Consider the following 21,119-nt stretch of genomic DNA (forward strand, 5'->3'; position numbering starts at 1 on the left):
TCAACGTAAAGATAAACGGTCAGGCGATGTACTGCCCGCCATTGGCTGATATGGTCGAGCCGGTGATGAACCCGGCATCGTCGGAAGCGAGGAAGACGACGCAGCGCGCGATCTCCTCCGGCTCGCCGAGACGGCCGACCGGGATCTGCGGAAGGACACGCTCGTTGAGCACCTTCTCGTCCATCGCTTTGACCATCTCGGTGGCGATGTAGCCGGGGCAGATGACGTTGACGGTGATGCCGGCGCGCGCGCCTTCCTGGGCCAACGCCTTGGTGAAGCCGATATCGCCGGCCTTCGAGGCCGAATAATTGACCTGGCCGACCTGCCCTTTCTGGCCATTGATCGAGGAGATGGTGATGACGCGGCCGAATTTGCGGTCGCGCATGCCGCCCCACAACGGATGCGTCATGTTGAAGACGCCGGAAAGGTTGGTGTCGAGGACCTCTTTCCATTGCTCGCGCGTCATCTTGTGGAACATCGCGTCGCGCGTGATGCCTGCATTGTTGACCAGCACCGATACGGGACCGAGATCGGCCTCTACCTGTTTGATGCCGGCAGCGCAGGCCTCGTAGTCGGCAACCGACCATTTGTAGACCGGGATGCCGGTCGCTGCCTTGAACTTTGCTGCCGCTTCCTCATTGCCGGCGTAGTTTGCGGCAACCGAATAGCCGGCGCTTTTCAAGGCGACCGATATCGCCGCGCCGATGCCGCGCGACCCGCCTGTGACGATTGCAACCTTTGTCATGTGTCCTCCCGGGAAATGCAGATGAGTGAGCGTTGAAGCGGTAGGGTTTGCCCTCTTTTCCCTACTCGCTTTGCGCCAGTATCCTATTCGTATCGCTTATCTCATCACAATGCTTCCACGCACATGGCAACGCCCATGCCGCCGCCGATGCACAGCGTGGCAAGACCTTTCTTGGCACTTCTGCGACGCATTTCGTAGACCAGCGTGTTGAAGATGCGGGCGCCCGAGGCGCCGACCGGATGGCCGATGGCGATGGCGCCGCCATTGACGTTGACGATGGACGGGTCCCAGCCCATGTCCTTGTTGACGGCGCAGGCCTGCGCGGCGAAGGCCTCGTTGGCTTCGACCAGATCGAGGTCGCCGACCGACCAGCCGGCCTTGGCCAGCGCCTTGCGCGAGGAGGGGATCGGTCCCGTCCCCATGATCTGCGGGTCAACGCCGGCGGTCGCCCAGGAAACGATACGCACCAGCGGCGTGATGCCGCGCCTTGCGGCTTCCGCTTCGGTCATCAGCACCACGGCGGCGGCGCCGTCATTGATGCCGGAAGCATTGGCTGCTGTCACCGTGCCGTCTTTGTCGAAGGCGGGCTTGAGCTTGGTCATGGCGTCGATCGTCGCGCCATGGCGGATGTACTCGTCCTGGTCGACTATCGTGTCGCCCTTCCTGCCCTTGACTGTGAAGGCAACGATCTCGTCGTTGAATTTTCCGCCTTTCTGCGCAGCCTCGGCCTTGTTCTGGGAAGCCAGTGCGAACTGGTCCTGGTCGTCGCGGGTGATTTGGAACTGGCGGGCGACGTTCTCCGCCGTGTTGCCCATATGATAACCATAGAAGGCATCGGTCAGGCCGTCCTTGATCATGGTGTCGATCAGCTTGAAATCGCCCATCTTGACGCCACCGCGCAGATGCTGCGCATGCGGAGCCATCGACATCGATTCCTGGCCGCCGGCAACGATGATTTTTGCATCGCCCTGGGCGATCTGCTGCATGCCGAGCGCGATGGCGCGCAGGCCGGAGCCGCAGAGCTGGTTCAGGCCCCAGGAGGTCGCCTCCTGCGGCACGCCGGCGGCCATGGCCGCCTGCCGCGCCGGGTTCTGCCCTTGAGCCGCGGTCAGGATCTGGCCGAGAATGACCTCGTCCACCTCCTTGCCGTCGACGCCGGCGCGGGCAAGCGCTTCCCTGACGGCGACGGCACCCAGTTCATGAGCTGGCGTGTTGGCGAAGGCGCCGTTGAAGGAGCCGACAGGCGTGCGCGCCGCACTGGCGACAACGATGGCGTTGGAAGCGGACATGTTCTTCTCCAGACTTTCGGGGAGCGATTTCGGGTGCCGTCGGAGACTTTTCTTGCCCTTTCCACAACCCGAGTCAAACCCGAAATGGGCATGGCGTTCCTCCGCGGCAAGCAGGCCGCGCGTCGCTGCGATGACGGCCCATCCGTGCTGCGCAGCATAAAATGTTCCCGCACTGCACAAACAGCTTGGATTCATGACGCTTTTGCGCATATCCTTTAACAAGGCGCAATCGTTACCGGCGGCTTACTTAAGCTGGCCGGTGTCCGGGGAGGATGCAGATGGCCGCGAAAGACGAACCTATTGTTATCAAGAAATATGCCAATCGCCGTCTCTACAATACGGGCACCAGCACCTATGTGACGCTCGAGGATCTCGCAGAAATGGTCAAAAAAGGCGAGGACTTTACTGTCCAGGACGCCAAGACCGGCGACGACATCACGCATCCGGTGCTGACCCAGATCATCTTCGAGCTGGAGAACAAGGACGGGCAGAACATGCTGCCGATCCCGTTCCTGCGTCAGCTCATCGCCTACTACGGCGACCAGATGCAGATGATCGTGCCAAGCTTTCTCGAACAGTCGATGCTGGCCTTCTCGAAGGAGCAGGAACGCTTTCGCGAGCAGATGAAAGATGCCCTCGGCAAGTCGCCGATGGACATGATGAAGATCGCGACGCCGATCAAGGTGCTGGAGGAGCAGACTCGGCGTAACATGGAAATGTTCCAGAACGCCATGCGGCTGTTCACGCCGTTCCCGCCTGCGGGGTCTGCGCCGGCAGCAGCACCGGCCGAACAGGCCAGGAAAGAAACACCGGAAAAACCGGACGACCTTCAGGAGCTGAAGGAGCAGATCGCCGCGATGCAGCGCAAGCTCGACACGATGTCGTGACTGCCGGCCGGCGAAGCGCCGGCCCAAAATTTCCCTCAGCAGGCCTGTGTCAGAAAACATCTTCGCCTCGAAGGTGAAGATGTCATCCACGCTCTATTTTGTGGCACGCTCTATTTCGTGGCATGCCCTATTTCGTGGTCACCGTCACCAGAGCGGTAACAGGTTTGCCGTCTACTAGAATGGGCCGGTGATGATCATCGGCAAGAAGCACGCCGATCACGTGTCTGCCGGCGGCATCCGGGCAATGGCCGAAACGGGCCTTGATAAGATCACCGCCAAAGTCGCTGTTCATGCTGTTGTACGGCTTGCCGGGGATGTTGCAGGTGTCTCCGTTGGGATCGATCTTCATATGCACGTGGCCGCATTGCTTGATTTCCCCGCACTCACCCGCAGTGAGCAGCCTGAAGTTGCTCCTGACGACAACGCCTATCGCCTTCTCAGGAGAATTGCCCAGTTCGACAACTGAACCTGCCGTCGGCCAGACGACTTCCAGGGTGGGCCGATCCTCGGCCTCGGCAGATACGAGCGACAATAAGGAGAAAGCGAGGGCAGTCGTTGCGGTGATGCGAAACATGGTAACCTCCGTTGCGATGTAAACATTGATTACATACGCAGCGCTCGAACACAAGGGAAATAATCAGTGATTACATTCCGCTCTCGTGCTATTTGACTGAGATGACCAAGACAACTGATTCCGACGAAGCCGGAGATGCCAAGCGATACCATCACGGCAATCTCGTCGAGGCCTTGATCACGGCAACCGTGGAGATCATCGAGGAGCGGGGAGCCGAGCATGTGTCCGTACGCGAGGCCGCAAAACGTGCCGGCGTTTCGCCCGGCGCGCCATTCCGGCATTTTCGATCGAAAACAGCGCTGCTCACCGCGGTCGCCGAACAGGCCATGGATCGGCTGACAAAGGCCGTTGCCAAGGCGCGGTCGAAAATCGACAGCGCAGATCCCATTGAGGCCTTCGAAGCAATCGGACAAGGCTATCTGGAATGGGCAATTAGCAACCCCACGCATTTCCAGATCATCAGTTCCCGAACCCTGATTGATTTTGAAGGGTCGGACAGCCTTCGTGATCAGAATGAGGCTATTCGGCGGACGATGATCGACTTGCTGACGCAAGCGCAACAACAGGGTCGGCTTGCTCCAGGCACCGACTTTGATCATCTTGTGCTTGCCGCGCGTGCACTCGTTTATGGATTGGCACGCATGGCGATCGATGGTCATTTCCGGGAATGGCATCCGTCCGAGCCGCCAGCCCTGGCCGCGCAGCGGGCTCTCCGACTTTTCATGAGCCGGATGACCATTCCATCTAAAGCTTAATCCGCCAGCACCCAAAAAAAGGGCCCGCGATTGCGTCGCCAGCTAATGGAACTCCGGCAGCGGTCCCTGGTAGCGGGCGCGTGGTCTGATCAGGCCGCTGCTTGTCACCTGCTCCACGGCATGCGCGGCCCAGCCGATGCTGCGGCCGAGCGCAAACAAGCGAAACGGCGCATCGGACGGCAAACGGAGGCTGCGCGTCAGCGCGGCCAAGGCGAAATCGACGTTCGGGCGCATGCCCGTTGCCGCAAAGGCCGCATCGCAAAGCCGTAACAGCCCATCATCGACATCGATCGCGGCCAGCAACGGTTCCGCACGCGGATCGCCGTCGGGATAAAGCGGATGGCCAAATCCGGGCAGTGGCCTGTCGTGACCGAGCCAGCGTCCGACAGCCGCATCCGGCCCCAATCTCTGCGCATCCTCCGCCAGCATCATGACCGCCTCCGCGGCGCCGCCATGGCGCGGACCGGAGAGCGTGGCGAGGCCAGCAAGCAGGCAGGCCGAAACAGGTGCACCGGTGGACGCGGCGACCCGCGCGGCGAAGGTCGATGCGTTCAGTTCGTGATCGGCCAACAGCACCAGCGAGCGGCGGATCAAGTCTGCGCCGGCTGCATCGAGGGACCAGCCCTGCGCCAGTCGTTCGTGCACGGCACCGATTCCGCGAACCGCGCCGAGCGCCTGGGCCAGAGCGGCGATGGCGCCGGCCGCATCGTGGTTGAGCGAAGCCGCCCTGCGGCCGAGCGAAGGCCGGCCCTTGGCCGCCAACGCGGCCAATTCCGCGAAGGCAGCCGGCCGGCCAGTTGCGCCGTTGCCATGGCGGCTCGCCGACACGAACGACACTGGTGCGTCAGATGCCCAAAGCAGGTTTGCCGTCTGCTCCAGCGTGGCAGTCTCGCAGAGTGCAACCGCATCCTGGCCACGATAGACGAGGCGGCCGTGCAAAACGGTCGAGATCGTGGTGGCGATCGCCGGCTCACCCCAGGCAATTGCACTTTCGGCGATTGCCTGGGGATTTCGGCCGCGCGCCCGGCGGCTCGCCAGCGCCGCGATGTCGTCGGCGCGATACTGGCTGCGGCGTGGGTCGGCCCGATCCGGCCGCATGCCGATGCGTCCGCGGCTGACATAGGCATAGAGCGTCTGGGCGCGCACCTTGAGGCGCTCCAGGGCTTCGTCCCGCGTCAGCCACTCAGTCATGTAAACCTGGCACGTTGATTCGGTTGATCAAGATTGATGGTCCAGCCGCCAACCCTTATCTACGACCCGGAAAGGGTCAAGGAGAAAACCAATGGCGAATGGGCTCGATGATGTGGTGGTGGCAGAAACGGTGCTCTCCGATGTCGACGGTCTTGGCGGCCGCCTGACCATCCGGGGCCATTCGTTGCCGGAACTGGCAGGCCGCTGGAAATACGCCGACGTGGTTCGGCTGCTGTTCGACGGCTCTTTCGACGATCTTCCCGGCGAAAAGGAGCTGGCGAAAGCGATCGGCCGGGCGCGCAGTGAAGTGTTCGAGCGGATCGAACCCTTGCTGCCGTTTCTCGCATCCCTCGATATCTACAGCGCGATGCGCGCCGGCATTGCCCTACTGCCGGACGGCGACAAATTGCCGGACGCGCTCAGGCTGGTTGCGGCACCTGCCGTGCTGACGCCGGCCTTGCTGCGCTTGCAGCGCGGCGAAAGCCCAATTGCGCCTGATCGCAAGGCCGATCATGCCGCCGACATGCTGCGGATGCTGACCGGCATGGCGGCCTCGCCGAAGTTGGCGAAAGCGCTCGATACCTATCTTGTGACGGTTTGCGACCATGGCCTCAACGCATCGACCTTCGCCACGCGCGTGGTCGCCTCGACGCAGGCGGGGCTTACTTCGGCGGTGCTGGCCGGACTCGGAGCGCTCAAGGGGCCGCTGCATGGCGGCGCGCCAGGTCCGGTGATCGAGATGCTGGATGCGATAGAGGCGCATGGCGACGCCGCCATCTGGCTGCGCGACGAGATCGCGCGCGGCCGCCGCATCATGGGCTTCGGGCATCGCATCTACCGTGTGCGCGATCCGCGTGCCGACGTGCTGAAAGCGGTGGTGCGGCAACTCGGCGCCGAGGGCGAAGCCGGCCACCGGCTGGCGTTTGCCGAAAGCGTGGAGCAAGCGGCGCTTGAAGTGCTTCGCATCGCCAAGCCGTCGCGCTCGCTCCAGACCAATGTCGAGTTCTTCACAGCACTTCTGCTGGAGGCCGCGGGCTTTCCGAAAGAGGCGTTCACCAATGTCTTTGCTGCCGGGCGCGTCGCCGGCTGGATCGCCCACGCCCGCGAGCAGCAGACGAGCGGACGGCTGATCCGGCCGCAGTCGCGCTATATCGGGCCGGTGCCGGACCTCGTCGCCTAAGGATTTTCCCCCGCATGCTTTGCGGAAACCGGCCCCGCTACAGCCGGTGCCAGACACTCTCTCGTCAAGGTGAGAGAGGTCCTCATGACAAAAATTTCATGTCATTGCTCCACACATCCGCTGTTCTTGGGTGGCAGAGAGCCTATATGCTGCAGTGCAGCATGGTTCCGCGGGAGCCCGCCTCGAAAGGAATAAGCCGCCTTGACCGCCAGAAAAACCGCCATCGTCACCGGTTCCACCTCGGGCATCGGCCTGGCCATTGCCCACGCGCTCGCGGCCGAAGGCTGCAACATCGTCGTCAATTCCTTTTCCGACACCGCCGACGACCACGCCATCGCCGACGCAATTGCGAAACACCACAAGGTCCAGACCGCCTATGTCAAGGCTGACATGTCGAAGCCGGCCGAGTGCCGGGCTCTGGTCATGAAGGCAGCCGAGACATTCGGCTCGGTCGACATCCTGGTCAACAATGCCGGCATCCAGCATGTCGCGCCGGTGGAAAGCTTCCCGATCGAGAAGTGGGATGCGATCATCGCCATCAACCTGTCATCGGCCTTCCACACCATCGCCGCCGCCATCCCGTTGATGAAACAGGCCGGTGGCGGCCGGATCGTCAACGTCGCCTCGGCCCATGGGCTGGTGGCCTCGCCGTTCAAGTCGGCCTATGTCTCGGCCAAGCACGGCATTATGGGCCTGACCAAGACGGTCGCCCTGGAACTGGCGCGCGACAAGATCACCTGCAATGCCATTTGTCCCGGCTATGTGCTGACGCCGCTGGTCGAGGCGCAGATCCCCGACCAGATGAAGGCCAACAAGATGGACCGCGAGACTGTGGTCCGCGAGGTCATGCTCGAAAAGCAGCCGACCAAGGAGTTCGTCACCGTCGAGCAGGTTGCGGCGGCGGCAGTGTTCCTGTGCTCGGATGCGGCAGCGCAGATCAACGGCACGCACATCTCTGTCGATGGCGGCTGGACCGCTCAGTGAGCCGTCCAGCGGTCAAGGGTCACGCCATGCCGAAAAACGGCAAGGCGGAGGAGCCAAAGAAGATCAACATCGCGCTGCAAGGCGGGGGTTCGCACGGGGCGTTTTCCTGGGGCGTGCTCGATCGGCTGCTCGAGGACGGGCGCCTCGATATAACGGCGGTTTCGGGCACCAGCGCCGGCGCCATGAATGCCGTCGCGCTGGCCGACGGCTTCGTTCGCGGCGGCGTCGAGGGCGCACGGCGGAAACTTGATGATTTCTGGCGTGCGGTGGCGGCAAAGGGCCGCTTCAGCCCAGTGCAGCGCATGCCGTGGGACGTCGCCTGGGGCAATTGGTCGATCGAGAACACGCCCGGCTATTTCCTGTTCGATACGATGTCGCGGGTATTTTCGCCCTATGTCGCCAATCCGCTCGCCATCAATCCGCTGCGCGATGTGGTCGAACGTGAGATCGATTTCGACAATGTGCGCGCCTGCAAGTCGATGGAACTGTTCATTTCCGCGACCAATGTCGAGACCGGCCAGTTGCGTGTCTTCTCGGACGGCGAGATCGACCTCGACACGGTAATGGCGTCGGCCTGCCTGCCGCAATTGTTCCGCGCCGTCGAGATCAAGGGCGTGCCCTATTGGGATGGCGGCTATGGCGGCAACCCGGCACTGTTCCCGTTCTTCAAGACGGCGGCCACTGAGGACGTGCTTTTGGTGCAGATCAATCCGGTGGTCCGCGAAGGGACGCCGAAGAGCGCCAATGAGATCCAGAACCGCATCGACGAGATCACCTTCAATGCCGGGCTGTTGCGCGAATTCCGCTCGATCGCCTTCGTCAAGGAACTGATCGCCGCCGGCCGATTGCCGCACGGCGAATATCGCGACATCCGCATGCACCGCATCGATGCCGACGAAGCGTTCAAGGATCTGTCGGCATCGTCCAAGGTCAATGCCGAATGGGCGTTCCTTGCCTATCTGCGTGACCTCGGCCGCACCGCAGCCAGTGATTGGCTGGAAGAAAATTACGACGCCGTCGGCAAGCGGCCGACGATCGATCTGTCCGGCGAGCTCGACGACGGCTTGAAGCCGGTGCGCGGGCCGGCGCCGGGCCGGCGGGTCAAGGAGTTTCTTGCGGCGCGTAAGCAGCCCGAGGCCGCCCGCCGTCCGGCCTAGAACGATTTACCGTTTCACGGAAACGCCGAACCGCTCTATCTTTTTTGACGCAATTCCGGACGGAAAACCGTTTCACACTTTTCCTGGAATTGTTCTGGCTCCCCCGCAAAGCAGATGACATCGCAATCTGTCCAATCATCCTGACACTTGCTGCCATACCGCTGTTTTGGCGATCAACAGCCGATGCTGCAGCCGCATCTTTGCGGACAAAGCAACAATCCATCAACTTTTCTGACTATATTGCGACGCAACTTTAAGGTAGAAGCGCGCTTCGCCGATCACGGCAATTTGAATACGGCCTCGCGCGCACCCATATCGGCGACGCGCCCCAAGTAGAAGATGCGGCCTGGCCGAACCCCGCGCACTGGAAAAAATGACGATGCCGAAATTCAGGTTTCACAAGCTTGCAGCCATTGTTGTGCTCATCGGGTTCGCCGGCTGGATGGCGACAGGCGAATTCTCGTCCGTCGGCAGCGCGTCCGCCGACAACAAGCCCAAGGCAGGAGAGGTCGAGCAGCCCAAGGCCGCCGACTCAGGCAAGCCCCAAACTGGCGAACAGGGGGCTGCCAAGCCGGGGACTGCCGAGGCAGAACAGCCCAAAGCGGCCTTGCGGACGGTCGCGATCATAACCCCGCCGCGGCGCATCTATGCGCGCGCTATCCGCATTTCCGGACTGACCGAAGCCGACAAGCGCGCGGTCCTGGCGACACGCGTCGCCGGCGTCATCGACAAGCTGCCGGTCAAGCAGGGTCAGCACGTCAAGACCGGCGACCTGATCCTGATGCTTGCCGCCGAGGAAAAAATCTCGGCGGTCGACAACGCCAAGCAGCTTGTCGTGCAACGTGAGGCCGAGCTGGCTGCGGCCCTGCGGTTGATGAAAACCGGCAATCTGCCGACGCTGCAGCTCGATACGGCCCGCTCCAACCTGACGCTGGCCAAGTCGCAACTGGACGCCGCGCAAGCCGAACTCGACCGCAACGAGGTGAAGGCGCCCTTCGACGGTGTCATCGACCGGGTGCCGGTGGAGCTTGGCAGTTCCGTCATGCAGGGCGGCGAGGTGGCGACCATTCTGAAGCTCGATCCGGTGATCGCCCGCGGCGAAGTCAGCGAGCGCGATCTCGGCTATCTGAAGATCGGTGACGAAGCCAATGTGCGCCTGGTCAGTGGCCAGACCGTCAAGGGTACGGTGCGCTACATCAGCCGGGATGCATCTTCGGCAACCCGTACCTTCCGGGTTGAAGTCGCTATCCCCAATGCCGATGGGTCCGTACCGGCCGGCATGACGGCAGAAATTGCGCTCAGCGCCCAGCCGACCGACGCCGTGATGCTGCCGCGATCGGTGGTGACGCTCGGCGACAAGGGCGACCTCGGCATCCGCGCCGTCGACAAGGATGACAAGGTCGTGTTCTTCCCGATCGACCTGGTCGACGACACGCCGACCGGCCTGGTGCTCGGCGGCATTCCGGCCGACGCCCGCATCATCGTCGCTGGCCAGGAGCTGGTGAAGGAAGGCGAAGTGGTCAAGCCGGTCGAGGCCGACCAGGCGACCATTCAAAAGCTGTTGGGCGAAGCGACGACCGGGACGCAGTAATCATGGACATCGTCAAACTTGCAATCAGCAATGCCCGGCTGACCATTGCGGTCCTGGTCTTTCTCATCCTTGCCGGTGCGGTCGCCTACCAGTCGACGCCGAAGGAAGCGGAACCCGACGTTCCGATTCCGATGATGTATGTCAGCCTGATCTATCAGGGCATCTCGCCGGAAGACTCCGAACGCCTCCTGCTGCGGCCGATGGAAGCCAAGCTGAAGAGCCTGAAGGGCCTCAAGGAGATGCGCTCGGCCGCCTTCCAGGGCGGCGGTTATGTGCTGGTCGAATTCCAGCCACAGACGGATCTCGCCACTGCGCTGCAGGACACGCGCAGCAAGGTGCAGGACGGCAAGGCCGACCTGCCGCAAGCGGCTGAGGAGCCCGTGGTCTCCGAGGTCAACATCTCCGAGTTCCCCGTCCTGGTCGTGACGCTGTCGGGCGAGGTGCCCGAGCGCGTGCTGACGGCGGCGGCGCGCGAGCTGCGCGACCGCATCGAGGAAGTGCCTGGCGTGCTCGAGGGCTCATTGCAGGGTGCGCGCGACGACCTCGTCGAAGTGGTCATCGATCCGATGAAACTTTCGTCCTACGGGCTGCAGCTCGACCAGTTGATCGGTGCGGTCGGCGCTTCCAACAGTCTTGTCGCCGCCGGCAACATCGAAGGATCCGAGGGCAAATACGCAGTCAAGGTGCCCTCGCTTATCGAGACACCAGAAGATGTGGCGGCGCTTCCGGTCGTCGCCGGCCCCAACGCGGTGGTGCAGGCCAAGGATATCGCCACCATCCGCTCGACCTTCAAGGACGCCGAGACGGTTACCCGCCTGGACGGCAAGCCGGCGATTGCCATCGAGGTGAAGAAGCGCATCGGCTCCAACCTGATCGATACGATTGGCAAGGTCAGGGAGGTGTCCGACGCCTTCATCAAGACGATGCCGGAGGGCATGCACGTCACCTACACGCAAGACAAGTCCGTCTTCGTGAACCAGTTGCTCGGCGACCTTCAGAACCACGTGATGATCGCCGTCATCCTGGTGTTCATCGTCATTCTCTACGCGCTGTCTGGCCGTGCCTCGCTACTGATCGGATTGGCCATCCCCTCATCCTTCCTGATCGGCATCCTGTTGCTGGCGATGATGGGCTACACGATCAACATGATCGTGCTGTTCAGCCTCATCCTGGCGGTCGGCATGCTGGTCGACGACGCTATCATCGTCACCGAATTCGCCGAGCGACGCATGAGCGAGGGCATGCCGAAGGAACAGGCGTTCGCGCTTGCGGCCAAGCGCATGGCCGGCCCGGTCATCGCCGCGACGATGACGCGCATTGCCGCCTTCTCGCCGCTGTTGTTCTGGCCGGGCATCATCGGCGATTTCATGAAATACATGCCGATCACGTTGATCGTGACGCTCTCGGCCTCGATGCTCTATGCGCTGGTCTTCGCGCCGACACTGGGCGCCATATTTGCCAAGGCGCCGGCTCATCACCCCGACGACAATCGCGACGGCTGGTACATGGCCGTGGTCAAGCAGGCGGTGCATTATCCCATCACCGTGCTTGTCCTTACCGTCGCGCTGTTGTTTGGCGTGGGCTACGCCTATTCGAAATTCGGCGCCGGCGTCGAATTCTTCCCGAATGTCGAGCCTGACTACGGCCTGCTCTATGTCCACGCCCGCGGCAATCTTTCGCTTGCCGAAATGGACGCGGCCACCAAGACGGCGGAAAATCGGCTGCTCGGCTGGCCGGGCGTGAAGTCTGTCTATACCCGTGTCGGCAAGACGCAGGGCGGCGGCCAGGACGTTCCGGAAGACGTGGTCGGCGTGATCCAGTACGAATTCGTCGACTGGCGCGAGCGCAAATCGGCGAACTCAATCCTCGACGAACTGCGCGGCGTGATGGCCGGCATTCCCGGTGTCGACGTCGAGGTTCGCGTGCCGGAAGCCGGCCCGCCTACCGGCAAGCCGATCCAGATCAGGCTTTCGGCCGTCGATCCGAAGGGTCTTGACGACAAGGCCCGCGCCGTCGCCGCGCGCATTGCCAAGGTGCCCGGCGTCATCGATATTTCCGATGGCCTGGCGCCGCCCGGCGTCGATTGGGCGCTCGAGGTCGATCGCGCCAAGGCGGCGCAGTACGGCATCAGCCCGACCGCGGTCGGAACGGTGGTCCAACTGGTGACCAACGGGCTGAAGCTCAGCGAGTACCGCCCCGCCGGCGCCGACGATGCCGTCGACATCAGACTGCGCCTGCCCGAGGATCGGCGCACGCTGTCGACGCTCGACGAACTCAGGGTTCAGACCGCGCAAGGCTCGGTGCCGATCTCGAACTTCGTCGTACGCAAGCCGGAGCCGACGGTCGGTATCCTCAATCGCATCGACGGCGCGCGAACGGTGGTCGTCCAGGCCAACGTCGCTGCCGGCGCCCAGGTGGCTGCCGTCCAGCAGGAGGTCACCAAAGCTGTCGCCGACATGAACCTCGGCAGCGGCATTCGCTGGAAGCTTGCCGGTTCCAATGAGGACAGCGCGGAGGCCGGGGCCTTCCTCAGCAAAGCCTTCGGTGCCGCGATCTTCCTGATCTTCATCGTGCTTCTGGCGCAGTTCAACAAGTTCACCAGCGTCTGGCTGGTGCTGTCCTGCGTGGTCATGGCGACGATCGGCGTGTTCCTAGGGCTGCTGCTGACGGGAGAGGCATTCGGCATCGTCATGTCGGGCATCGGTGTCATCGCGCTGGCCGGCGTGGTGGTGAACAACAACATCGTGCTGATCGACACCTACGACCGGTTGCGCGAAGAGGGCTGGGACAAATACGAAGCCGTTCTGCAGACCTGCCGCGAACGTGCCCGCCCGGTGGTGCTGACGGCAGTGTCGGCGATCCTCGGCGTGCTGCCGATCGCTTTCGGCCTCGGCCTCGAAATCTTCCATCACGAGACGACGATCAACGCGCCGTCGACGCAATGGTGGATTTCGCTGTCGTCGGCGATCGTCTTCGGCCTGTCCTTCGCCACCGTGCTGACGCTGGTGGTGACGCCGTCAATGCTGATGGTGTTCACCCGCGCCAAAGTAAAACCCAGTGCGCGTCGGGGCTGGTTCAGTCGCCTGTTGGGGCGCGGCAAGGCCGAGATCTCCTCGGAAGGCCTGGAGGCCGATCTGGGCGCCGAACCGGCGATCGCCTTCCCGAAGGCCGCCGAATAGAGGCTGAATCGCCGTCCTGATCAAGCAAAGGCCGCCCGGGAACAATGGGCGGCCTTCTGCATTGTTCCGTCATTGCAACCTCAAAGCGAGGATTTTCTGATGACGATAAGCACCATTCTCATCATTATCCTTATTCTTATCCTGATTGGCGCGGTTCCGGCGTGGCCGCATTCGCGGTCCTGGGGTTACGGACCATCCGGCATCGTCGGCGTCATCCTGATCGTTGTCCTGGTGCTGCTGTTGATGGGCCGGATCTGACCGCAATCATTGGTCCCCGACAAGCGGCGGATGACCGTCAGGCCATCCGCCTTTTTTCAGATTGCTTCTGCGCTGCCTTCACCGTGGCGATACCGATGTCTTCAAGCGCTTCCGACACTGCATTTTCCAGCGGCGTGTGGGGGATCGCACCGATAATGCCTTCAAGCCCGCCTGAAACCAGCCGGTGCGGCTCAAAGCGGAGATAGGACATCGAAACGATCTCGCGCCACATCGCCACAAACGGGCTGCCGGCACGCAGCACCCACCACGGCATCGACGTCAGTTTCAACGTGCGCCCGAGCGCCTTCTCAGCGGCCGCCTTGATCTCGAGATCGGTCACCGCATGGCCGGGAAAGTTCAGCGCCTCGTAGGAGCCGAGCTTGTCGAGATTGTCGGCCAGTCCGACGAAAGCCTTGGCCAGGTCGGGCAGATAGGCCCATTCATGCACGAGATCGACCGGCCCTGGGGCGGTATAGACGCCCTTGGTCATCTTGGCGGCAACGACCAGATCGAACCACGATCCGCTGCCGGTGCCGCCGAAGAAGTCACCGGCGCGCAGCAGGATGGTGCGCACCCGACCCGCGTCGGCCTCGCGGCGAAACAGGTCTTCCATGGCAACGCGGATGCGGCCCTTTTCCGTCGTCGGACGAAACGGCGTGTCCTCGGCGATCACCGCCGGCATCGGCGAGCCGTAATTGTAGACGGTGCCCGGGAAGAGATGCAGTGCGCCATTCGCCCGGCAGGCAGCCATCACATTCTCGGCCATCGGCAGGCATTTGCTCCAGTCGGTGTAGAGCGGGTTGAGGCCGTTGAAAATGATATCAATGCCGTCGGTGGCGCGGATCAGCGCCTCGCGGTCGAGCGCATCGCCGGCGATCGCCGTGGCGCCTTTGAGTTCCGCCGGCACCTTGCCGCTGCGGGTGACGGCACGGACATCGTAGCCGGCATTAATGAAGGCCATGGCCACCGTGCGGCCGAGCCGGCCATTGGCGCCGAGAATTGCCATCTTGGTCATTGTTTGTCTCCATGTTTGCGTATGACCCAATATGATCTCCTCGCAAACGAATGGAAATTGACGAAAGCTGGCGGTCTGATATTCAATTTTGAATGGATATAGACTGGAACCTGATCAAGAGTTTCGTCACGGTGGCGGAGACCGGGAGCCTGTCGGCCGCCGCGCGAAAGCTTGCCGCAAGCCAGCCGACACTCGGCCGCCACATCGCCGAGCTGGAGCAGGCGCTCGGCGTCACCTTGTTCCGGCGCGGGCGGCGCGGCTATGCGCTCACGGAAGCGGGCAGCACGCTTTTTGAACGGGGCCGCGCGGTGAGCGAGCAGGCGAGCGCATTTTCGCTGCTGGCCCTGGGATCGGTCGAAGCGATCGAGGGCACGGTGCGCATTGCCGCCAGCGAGGTGGTGGCGGCCTATGTGCTACCCGAGATGACGGCGCGGCTTGCCGTCGAGGAACCCGGCATCGAGGTTGAGATCGTCGCTTCGAACCAGGTCGAGAATCTGCTGCGTCGCGACGCCGACATTGCCATCCGCATGGTCAAGCCGGCGCAGAATGAACTGGTCGCGCGCAAGGTGACCGACATTCCGCTCCGCGCCTGCGCGGCAAAATCCTATCTCGACCGGCGTGGCCGTCCGCGCGAGGCCCGCGATCTTGCCGAGCACGATCTGGTCGGCTTCGATCGCAGCGATGAAATCATTCGCGGCTTCGCTCAATTCGGGGTTCCGCTCAACCGCAATGCCTTCCGCTTCAGGACCGACAACCACATAGTTTTGTGGGAGGCACTGCGGGCGGGAAACGGCATCGGCTTTGGCCAGCAGCCGCTGGCCGAGCGCGATGCACTGGTGGAAATCGTGCTGCCGGACCTCCCGCTGCCGACGCTGCCGGTGTGGCTGGCCATGCACCGCGACGTGCGTACCAGCGTCCGCATCCGCCGCGTCGCGGATTTCCTCTACGAACAGTTCAAGCGCTATTCAGCCGGTGCAGGCTCGGCAGCAAATTCGGCGCGGTGAGCGAGCCCGGCCATCAACAGCACGACTATCAGCAACCCGGACAGAGCGACGAAGATCGGGCCGAAGCTCGAGTGTTCGGCGATGAAGCCGATGGCCGAAGGCGCCACCAGGATGCCTGAGTAACCCATTGTGGTGACGACGCTCATGCCGGTGCCGGGCGCCATGCCCTCCTGGTTGCCGCCGGCCGAAAAGATGATCGGCACCATATTGGCAATACCCAGGCCGCAAAAGGCAAAGGCGGCAATGGCCAGCCACGGCGAGGGAGCCAGCCCGGCCACCAGCATGCCGGCTGCAGCGGCAAGCGCCGACGCGCGCAGCGTCGTAACGGCACCGAAACGGTTGCGGACGCCATCGCCGAGAAAGCGCATGACGGCCATGACGCCGGAAAAGGCGGCATAGGCCAGGCCTGCGATAGCAAGATCGGCGCCGAGCTCCTGCCTGAGATACAGCGCTGCCCAGTCGAGCACCGCGCCTTCGGAGATCATCGTCAGCAGCGCCATCAGCCCGACCAGATAGACAAGCGGGTTTGCCGGCAGGGCGAATTTGTGATGCTCGGCGACCGGATGCTTGTCCTCGGCGATCAGGTAGCGGATCGCTACCGCGATGACAGCAAAGGCAAGCGCCGTCACCATCGTCGCATGCGCGAGATGACCATAGTTCTGGATGGCGAAACCGCCCAAAGCGCCGCCTGCGAAACCGCCAAGGCTCCAGAAACCGTGCGAGGACGACATGATGGCGCGGGACAGCCGCCGTTCCACCGCCACCGCATTGGCATTCATGGCGACGTCCATGCCGCCGATCGAACCGCCGAAGATGAACATGGCGATGGCCGCCAGGGGCACATTGGGGGCCAGAGCCACCATCAAAAGACCGAAGCTGCCGGCAAGTCCGAACCAGCGCAGCACGGTGCGCGAGCCATGCTTCGAGATCAGATGGCCGCACCAGGTCATGGCGGTGACGGCGCCGGCGCCGAACAACAGGATCAGCAGGCCGAGCGTGAATTTGCTGATGTCCAGCCGGGTCAGGAACACCGGGATCTGCGGCGCCCAGCTGCCGGTCAGGAAGCCGTTGGCGAGGAAGATGCCGGCCACGGCCCAGCGTCCACGAATCGCGATTTGCGTGATTTTCTGCGCGTCCATCGGGTAGAATCCGGTCCGGAAATGGCTTTGCGCGGCAAATTAGATCGATTCAATTCACAGTCAAGCGCTCTTCGCCGAAAGTGCTTGGACCAGACGGCGCCACAAGGCGCCGGTGGACGCTACGTCCTCTCGTGTCGGCCAACCACCTCGGTGGTCCACTCCAAAATCTCTACGGCTCGGGATAAGGCGCGCCATCCTTGTGCACAAACCGGCCGTCGGCGTTGGTGCTCATCATGTCGATGTCGGAGCAGGTGGTTACGTCGGCGGGCCAACGCGAACCAACTTCGAGATAGATCGCAACTGCGCCCGATTTGTTGATCATGTGATGGCCGTTGCCGGAGCCTTTCGGAAAGGCCGCGCAATCACCCGCGCGCAGCACCGTCTCGCCGGCATCTTCGACGAGCGTCAGCTCGCCTTCGAGCACGTAGACGAACTCGTCTTCGTGCGAATGCCAGTGGCGCTGGCTCGACCAGTTGCCCGGCGGCAGGCGCATGAGATTGATGCCGAAGTCGGTGAGCCCGCCGGCGTTGCCCAGCCGCTGCCGCACGCGTTCGGCACAGGGTGCATCGAACGGAGGTGGATAGGATGAGCCCTTGCGTCCGGGTACGTCGGCGACGTCGATCTTAGGCACGGCAGTCCTCCCATTTGGGGCAAAAACCATTCGTGAAGGTCGTTCAGTGCGATGGATTGTGACCCTGGAACGGTTCATCGTTTCACGGAAACGCCGAACCGTTCCATCCTTTTGTCTTGACGCAATTCCGGACGGAAAACCGTTCACACTTTTCCTGGAATTGCTCTAGTGGTCCCTGGGGCGTCTTGCCTCGAACTCGGCCTTCTTGGCATCGGAGGCCTCGATCTGGTTCAGTGCCTGCCACTCGGCATAGGCCATGCCGTAGATGATCTCGCGCGACTGGTCCTTGCTGAGTTCGACACCCTCGGCTTGCGCCGCATCGCGGTACCAGTTGGACAGGCAGTTGCGGCAGAAGCCGGCGAGGTTCATCAGGTCGATGTTCTGCACGTCGGAACGCTCGCGCAGATGCGCGACCAGCCGGCGGAAGGCAGCGGCTTCGAAATCGCGCTTTTGTACGTCGCTGAGTTCGGTCATGGCTTGTTGGCCTCCTTGGCCTCCATCATGCCGGCCCGGTGCGCGAGCCGAATATTTTCACTGCATGTATATCGGCACGTCGATCTATCGCGTCAACGATCGGCGCCAGCCGTTCGGCCCAGGCGAGCGCACCCTTCCGGTCGGCGATCAGGTCCTGGCGGATCTCGATAAGCGCATGGGCAAAGCCGTTGACGATAGCGTGCCTGAACATGGTATCGCCGCGCAGTGCGCCGTCATAGGGTTCGTTGTCGCCGACGACGAGGCTCTTGTCCTCGGCGAGCATGTCGATCAGCGGCCGCGCAACGCGATCGTCGAGATCCCATAATATGCCGACATGCCACGGCCGCATGAAGCCCTGCATGGTCGGTGTGAAGGAATGCACCGAAAAAATGAAGGGCGCCTGCGCCGACGCTTGCGCCACCGAGGCTATCATGGCGCCGACGGCGTCATGATAGGGGCGGTAAAAGCGATCCAGCCGTCTTTCGCGTTCCTCCGGCGCCATGGGATAATTTCCCGGGATGACGGTGCCGTCATAGAGCTGGCGAATCAGCGTTGGATCGTCCTCGCCGCGATTGGGGTCGATCAGCAGTCGCGAAAAATTGGCAAGCACCGCCGGAACGCCGAGCAGACTTGCGAGTTCGCGGGTTACAGTCTCGACGCCGATGTCGTAGGCGATGTGGCGGTCGAACTCCGCCGCGGCCAGGCCGAGGCTGCCATACTCCTCCGGCAGGTCGCGGCGGGCGTGATCGGCCAAAAGCACCATGCAGCGCTTGCGGTCGCCTTCGACGATGTCGAAAGGCGCGAAAACTGTGGATCGGGTCATTGGTGGGAAAGGTCTGTTCGCTGGCTTCAGGGGGAGGGTGGTATCGTCATTCCACGAAGAGAACGCTTGCGCAATGCCGTTGTTTGGCCACGGTTTCTGCCAAAAAACTGAGCAGGGGCGACCGCAAGCGCGTCAGAGCCTTCTAAATCGATTGGATTGGACAGATCGGCGCGTTGACATGCGTACGGACTTTTCCGAAAAGGGGCGTTGAGAGATGCAAATGTGGTTCTTGAGGGGTTTCAGGATGGGTTTCGCCGGCAGGCTGCGCGTGCGCCATGCCTTGGCCATGCCGCTCCTGATACCGGCCATGGGCCTTTTCGCGGTGATTTCGGCCTCGCCGGCACGGGCCGATTTCCGGGTCTGCAACGCCACGCAGAACCTGGTCGGTGTCGGCATCGGCTATCGCGCCAAAGCTGGCTGGATCACCGAAGGCTGGTGGCACATCGAAGGGTCGAGCTGCAAGACGCTGATCGAGGGACCGTTGTCATCAAGGTTTTACTATCTTTATGCAGAAGACGCCGAGCGCGGCGGACGCTGGGATGGCCCGATCAACATGTGCGTGGCCGAAAAAGAGTTCAAGATCGCCGGCGTTACCGATTGCGTCGCCCGGGGCTTTCAGCGCGCCGGATTCCAGGAATATGACACGGGCGAGCAGGCAAGCTGGATGGTCCAGCTGACTGACGAGCCCGCAACGGATGGCGCTCCAGCCGCCCCGGGAACAAACAGTCAATGAGACGCAGCCGCAAGGTCAAGATCCTCGCCACCATCGGTCCGGCCTCCTCGTCCGAGGAGATGCTGAAGAAGCTGTTCGAAGCCGGCGCCGACGTGTTCCGCATCAATATGAGCCACACCGACCATGAATTGATGCGTACGCTCGTCGGCCGTATTCGTGCCGTCGAGGAGGCGGTCGGCCGGCCGATCGGCGTTCTCGCAGACCTGCAAGGGCCAAAGCTGCGCGTCGGCAAGTTCGCCAACGGCAAAGAGGTGCTGACCGTCGGTCAGACCTTCACGCTCGACGACAATCCCGAACCCGGCAATTCGACGAGGGTCTACCTGCCGCATCCCGAAATCCTGCGTTCGGTCGAGGCTGGTCATCGCCTGCTGATCGACGACGGCAAGCTCGAGCTCAAGGCGGTCAGCAGCAACGGCAAGGCGATCGTCTGCACCGTCGTCGCCGGCACGATCATTTCCGACAAGAAGGGCGTCAGCCTGCCCGACACCGACCTGCCGGTCGGAGCGCTGACGGAAAAGGACCGCCGGGATCTCGACGCGGTTCTGGCGACCGGCGTCGACTGGGTGGCACTGTCCTTCGTGCAGCGGCCCGAGGACCTGGCCGAAGCACGCAAGATCGCACGCGGCCGGGCGCTGATCATGGCCAAGATCGAAAAGCCGCAGGCCGTCGCCCGGCTGGCCGAGATCATTGAACTTTCGGATGCGCTGATGGTTGCCCGCGGCGATCTCGGCGTCGAGATGCCGCTCGAAGCCGTGCCCGGCATCCAGAAGCAGATCACCCGCGCCGCGCGCCGCGCCGGCAAGCCGGTGGTGGTCGCCACGCAGATGCTGGAATCGATGATCACCGCGCCGGTGCCGACACGCGCCGAGGTGTCGGACGTTTCGATCGCCGTGTTTGAAGGCGCCGACGCGATAATGCTTTCGGCGGAGTCCGCCGCCGGCGCCTATCCGGTCGAGGCGGTGGCGATGATGAACCGGATCGCCACCAAGGTCGAAACCGACCCGACCTATGCCGGCATCATCAACGCGCAGCGCTCGGAACCGGAAGCGACGGGAGCCGACGCCATCTCGCTCGCCGCCCGCGAAATAGCCGAGACGCTTAAGCTGTCGGCGATCATCACCTATACCGCGTCCGGCACAACCGGCTTGCGCGCCGCGCGCGAGCGGCCGCAAGTGCCGATCGTGGCGCTGTCGCCGATCCTCAACACGGCGCGGCGGCTGTCGCTGCTGTGGGGCACGCATTGCGTCGTTTCTCCCGATGCCATCGACCTCGACGACATGGTCGATCGCGCCTGCCGCATCGCTTTGGACGAAGGCTTCGGCAAGCCCGGCGACCGCGTCATCATCACGGCCGGCGTGCCGCTGAGGACGCCGGGCTCGACCAACATGCTGCGCATCGCCTATGTCGGATCGGAAGTCGGCCGCTAATGTCGGCTGCGGCTGCCGGATGGGCCGGCTGCATGGCGCGTCGTAAACGCGGCGCCAGTCCGGCGCATCGACCGCAGTCGGGT

Annotated in this window: 20 protein-coding genes; 11 read left to right on the forward strand and 9 right to left on the reverse strand. The window is 62.9% G+C overall.

Translation table 11 applies throughout. The features are described from left to right. Positions 1 to 19 precede the first annotated feature (19 nt). Together phbB and NKJ09_RS07495 are read right to left on the reverse strand one after the other, a co-directional pair. Complete coding sequence (phbB, locus tag NKJ09_RS07490; protein WP_023721015.1) at positions 20 to 745, reverse strand: acetoacetyl-CoA reductase; 726 nt, start codon at positions 743 to 745, stop codon at positions 20 to 22. A gap of 104 nt (positions 746 to 849) precedes the next feature. Next, positions 850 to 2,034, reverse strand: a complete 1,185-nt coding sequence (locus NKJ09_RS07495) for an acetyl-CoA C-acetyltransferase (RefSeq protein WP_352480897.1) — start codon at positions 2,032 to 2,034, stop codon at positions 850 to 852. Positions 2,035 to 2,312: 278 nt separating this feature from the next. Between NKJ09_RS07495 and phaR the strand changes: the two genes are divergently transcribed. Then, positions 2,313 to 2,921: a polyhydroxyalkanoate synthesis repressor PhaR gene (phaR, locus tag NKJ09_RS07500; protein WP_023721013.1), complete on the forward strand. Its 609-nt coding sequence runs from the start codon at positions 2,313 to 2,315 to the stop codon at positions 2,919 to 2,921. A 127-nt stretch (positions 2,922 to 3,048) separates the two neighbouring features. On the opposite strand, the gene NKJ09_RS07505 is transcribed toward phaR, so the two are convergent. After that, complete coding sequence (locus NKJ09_RS07505; RefSeq protein ID WP_023721012.1) at positions 3,049 to 3,495, reverse strand: hypothetical protein; 447 nt, start codon at positions 3,493 to 3,495, stop codon at positions 3,049 to 3,051. Positions 3,496 to 3,596: 101 nt separating this feature from the next. On the opposite strand from NKJ09_RS07505, the gene NKJ09_RS07510 reads away from it, so the two are divergent. After that, positions 3,597 to 4,250: a TetR/AcrR family transcriptional regulator gene (locus NKJ09_RS07510; protein WP_352494173.1), complete on the forward strand. Its 654-nt coding sequence runs from the start codon at positions 3,597 to 3,599 to the stop codon at positions 4,248 to 4,250. A 42-nt stretch (positions 4,251 to 4,292) separates the two neighbouring features. Here NKJ09_RS07510 and NKJ09_RS07515 read toward each other — a convergent pair whose 3' ends face one another. After that, a complete protein-coding gene (locus tag NKJ09_RS07515) occupies positions 4,293 to 5,441 on the reverse strand; it encodes a citrate synthase (RefSeq protein ID WP_023721010.1) in 1,149 nt (382 codons plus the stop codon). 91 nt (positions 5,442 to 5,532) lie between these two features. Between NKJ09_RS07515 and NKJ09_RS07520 the strand changes: the two genes are divergently transcribed. The 6 genes from NKJ09_RS07520 to NKJ09_RS07545 all read left to right on the forward strand — a co-directional run bounded on the left by NKJ09_RS07520 (position 5,533) and on the right by NKJ09_RS07545 (position 13,790). Further along, complete coding sequence (locus NKJ09_RS07520) at positions 5,533 to 6,621, forward strand: citrate synthase/methylcitrate synthase (RefSeq protein ID WP_352480894.1); 1,089 nt, start codon at positions 5,533 to 5,535, stop codon at positions 6,619 to 6,621. A 201-nt stretch (positions 6,622 to 6,822) separates the two neighbouring features. Further along, positions 6,823 to 7,605, forward strand: coding sequence for a 3-hydroxybutyrate dehydrogenase (locus NKJ09_RS07525; protein WP_023721008.1), 783 nt, complete (start codon positions 6,823 to 6,825; stop codon positions 7,603 to 7,605). Between the two features lie 26 nt (positions 7,606 to 7,631). Continuing rightward, the gene (locus tag NKJ09_RS07530; protein WP_023721007.1) at positions 7,632 to 8,762 is read left to right on the forward strand and encodes a patatin-like phospholipase family protein; all 1,131 of its coding nucleotides are present in this window, start codon (positions 7,632 to 7,634) and stop codon (positions 8,760 to 8,762) included. 379 nt (positions 8,763 to 9,141) lie between these two features. Then, the gene (locus NKJ09_RS07535) at positions 9,142 to 10,353 is read left to right on the forward strand and encodes an efflux RND transporter periplasmic adaptor subunit (RefSeq protein ID WP_023721006.1); all 1,212 of its coding nucleotides are present in this window, start codon (positions 9,142 to 9,144) and stop codon (positions 10,351 to 10,353) included. A 2-nt stretch (positions 10,354 to 10,355) separates the two neighbouring features. Beyond that, complete coding sequence (locus tag NKJ09_RS07540; protein ID WP_352494174.1) at positions 10,356 to 13,532, forward strand: efflux RND transporter permease subunit; 3,177 nt, start codon at positions 10,356 to 10,358, stop codon at positions 13,530 to 13,532. Positions 13,533 to 13,631: 99 nt separating this feature from the next. Continuing rightward, positions 13,632 to 13,790, forward strand: a complete 159-nt coding sequence (locus NKJ09_RS07545) for a DUF3309 family protein (protein ID WP_023678456.1) — start codon at positions 13,632 to 13,634, stop codon at positions 13,788 to 13,790. 37 nt (positions 13,791 to 13,827) lie between these two features. Here the strand turns inward: NKJ09_RS07545 and NKJ09_RS07550 are convergent, their stop codons facing one another. Beyond that, positions 13,828 to 14,805, reverse strand: a complete 978-nt coding sequence (locus tag NKJ09_RS07550; RefSeq protein ID WP_352494175.1) for an SDR family oxidoreductase — start codon at positions 14,803 to 14,805, stop codon at positions 13,828 to 13,830. 92 nt (positions 14,806 to 14,897) lie between these two features. Between NKJ09_RS07550 and NKJ09_RS07555 the strand changes: the two genes are divergently transcribed. After that, complete coding sequence (locus NKJ09_RS07555; protein ID WP_023721003.1) at positions 14,898 to 15,809, forward strand: LysR family transcriptional regulator; 912 nt, start codon at positions 14,898 to 14,900, stop codon at positions 15,807 to 15,809. On the opposite strand, the gene NKJ09_RS07560 is transcribed toward NKJ09_RS07555, so the two are convergent. The 4 genes from NKJ09_RS07560 to NKJ09_RS07575 all read right to left on the reverse strand — a co-directional run bounded on the left by NKJ09_RS07560 (position 15,767) and on the right by NKJ09_RS07575 (position 18,876). Continuing rightward, positions 15,767 to 16,948 (reverse strand): MFS transporter, encoded by a 1,182-nt coding sequence (locus NKJ09_RS07560; protein ID WP_352494176.1) that lies wholly within the window; start codon positions 16,946 to 16,948, stop codon positions 15,767 to 15,769. The genes NKJ09_RS07555 and NKJ09_RS07560 overlap by 43 nt on opposite strands. A gap of 169 nt (positions 16,949 to 17,117) precedes the next feature. Continuing rightward, complete coding sequence (locus NKJ09_RS07565) at positions 17,118 to 17,579, reverse strand: cupin domain-containing protein (RefSeq protein ID WP_352480892.1); 462 nt, start codon at positions 17,577 to 17,579, stop codon at positions 17,118 to 17,120. A gap of 165 nt (positions 17,580 to 17,744) precedes the next feature. Beyond that, positions 17,745 to 18,053, reverse strand: coding sequence for a DUF1244 domain-containing protein (locus NKJ09_RS07570; RefSeq protein WP_023721000.1), 309 nt, complete (start codon positions 18,051 to 18,053; stop codon positions 17,745 to 17,747). Positions 18,054 to 18,078: 25 nt separating this feature from the next. Further along, positions 18,079 to 18,876: an N-formylglutamate amidohydrolase gene (locus tag NKJ09_RS07575; protein WP_352494177.1), complete on the reverse strand. Its 798-nt coding sequence runs from the start codon at positions 18,874 to 18,876 to the stop codon at positions 18,079 to 18,081. 286 nt (positions 18,877 to 19,162) lie between these two features. Here NKJ09_RS07575 and NKJ09_RS07580 point away from each other — a divergent pair, with 286 nt between their 5' ends. Further along, complete coding sequence (locus NKJ09_RS07580; protein ID WP_473505739.1) at positions 19,163 to 19,609, forward strand: DUF1036 domain-containing protein; 447 nt, start codon at positions 19,163 to 19,165, stop codon at positions 19,607 to 19,609. Next, positions 19,606 to 21,036 (forward strand): pyruvate kinase, encoded by a 1,431-nt coding sequence (pyk, locus tag NKJ09_RS07585; protein ID WP_352494178.1) that lies wholly within the window; start codon positions 19,606 to 19,608, stop codon positions 21,034 to 21,036. The genes NKJ09_RS07580 and pyk overlap by 4 nt, the downstream gene beginning before the upstream one ends. Positions 21,037 to 21,119: the final 83 nt, after the last annotated feature.

The organism is Mesorhizobium sp. M0189, assembly GCF_040322135.1.
Lineage (GTDB): Bacteria > Pseudomonadota > Alphaproteobacteria > Rhizobiales > Rhizobiaceae > Mesorhizobium.

Excerpts from the sequence above, each read along its gene's own strand:
- NKJ09_RS07495 (WP_352480897.1), bottom strand. The coding sequence starts at position 2,034 with ATGTCCGCTTCCAACGCCATCGTTGTCGCCAGTGCGGCGCGCACGCCT.
- NKJ09_RS07540 (WP_352494174.1), top strand. The coding sequence starts at position 10,356 with ATGGACATCGTCAAACTTGCAATCAGCAATGCCCGGCTGACCATTGCG.
- pyk (WP_352494178.1), top strand. The coding sequence starts at position 19,606 with ATGAGACGCAGCCGCAAGGTCAAGATCCTCGCCACCATCGGTCCGGCC.
- NKJ09_RS07545 (WP_023678456.1), top strand. The coding sequence starts at position 13,632 with ATGACGATAAGCACCATTCTCATCATTATCCTTATTCTTATCCTGATT.
- NKJ09_RS07580 (WP_473505739.1), top strand. The coding sequence starts at position 19,163 with ATGCCGCTCCTGATACCGGCCATGGGCCTTTTCGCGGTGATTTCGGCC.
- NKJ09_RS07530 (WP_023721007.1), top strand. The coding sequence starts at position 7,632 with ATGCCGAAAAACGGCAAGGCGGAGGAGCCAAAGAAGATCAACATCGCG.
- NKJ09_RS07520 (WP_352480894.1), top strand. The coding sequence starts at position 5,533 with ATGGCGAATGGGCTCGATGATGTGGTGGTGGCAGAAACGGTGCTCTCC.
- phaR (WP_023721013.1), top strand. The coding sequence starts at position 2,313 with ATGGCCGCGAAAGACGAACCTATTGTTATCAAGAAATATGCCAATCGC.
- NKJ09_RS07505 (WP_023721012.1), bottom strand. The coding sequence starts at position 3,495 with ATGTTTCGCATCACCGCAACGACTGCCCTCGCTTTCTCCTTATTGTCG.
- NKJ09_RS07575 (WP_352494177.1), bottom strand. The coding sequence starts at position 18,876 with ATGACCCGATCCACAGTTTTCGCGCCTTTCGACATCGTCGAAGGCGAC.
- NKJ09_RS07560 (WP_352494176.1), bottom strand. The coding sequence starts at position 16,948 with ATGGACGCGCAGAAAATCACGCAAATCGCGATTCGTGGACGCTGGGCC.
- NKJ09_RS07535 (WP_023721006.1), top strand. The coding sequence starts at position 9,142 with ATGCCGAAATTCAGGTTTCACAAGCTTGCAGCCATTGTTGTGCTCATC.
- NKJ09_RS07550 (WP_352494175.1), bottom strand. The coding sequence starts at position 14,805 with ATGACCAAGATGGCAATTCTCGGCGCCAATGGCCGGCTCGGCCGCACG.
- phbB (WP_023721015.1), bottom strand. The coding sequence starts at position 745 with ATGACAAAGGTTGCAATCGTCACAGGCGGGTCGCGCGGCATCGGCGCG.
- NKJ09_RS07555 (WP_023721003.1), top strand. The coding sequence starts at position 14,898 with ATGGATATAGACTGGAACCTGATCAAGAGTTTCGTCACGGTGGCGGAG.
- NKJ09_RS07515 (WP_023721010.1), bottom strand. The coding sequence starts at position 5,441 with ATGACTGAGTGGCTGACGCGGGACGAAGCCCTGGAGCGCCTCAAGGTG.
- NKJ09_RS07510 (WP_352494173.1), top strand. The coding sequence starts at position 3,597 with ATGACCAAGACAACTGATTCCGACGAAGCCGGAGATGCCAAGCGATAC.
- NKJ09_RS07570 (WP_023721000.1), bottom strand. The coding sequence starts at position 18,053 with ATGACCGAACTCAGCGACGTACAAAAGCGCGATTTCGAAGCCGCTGCC.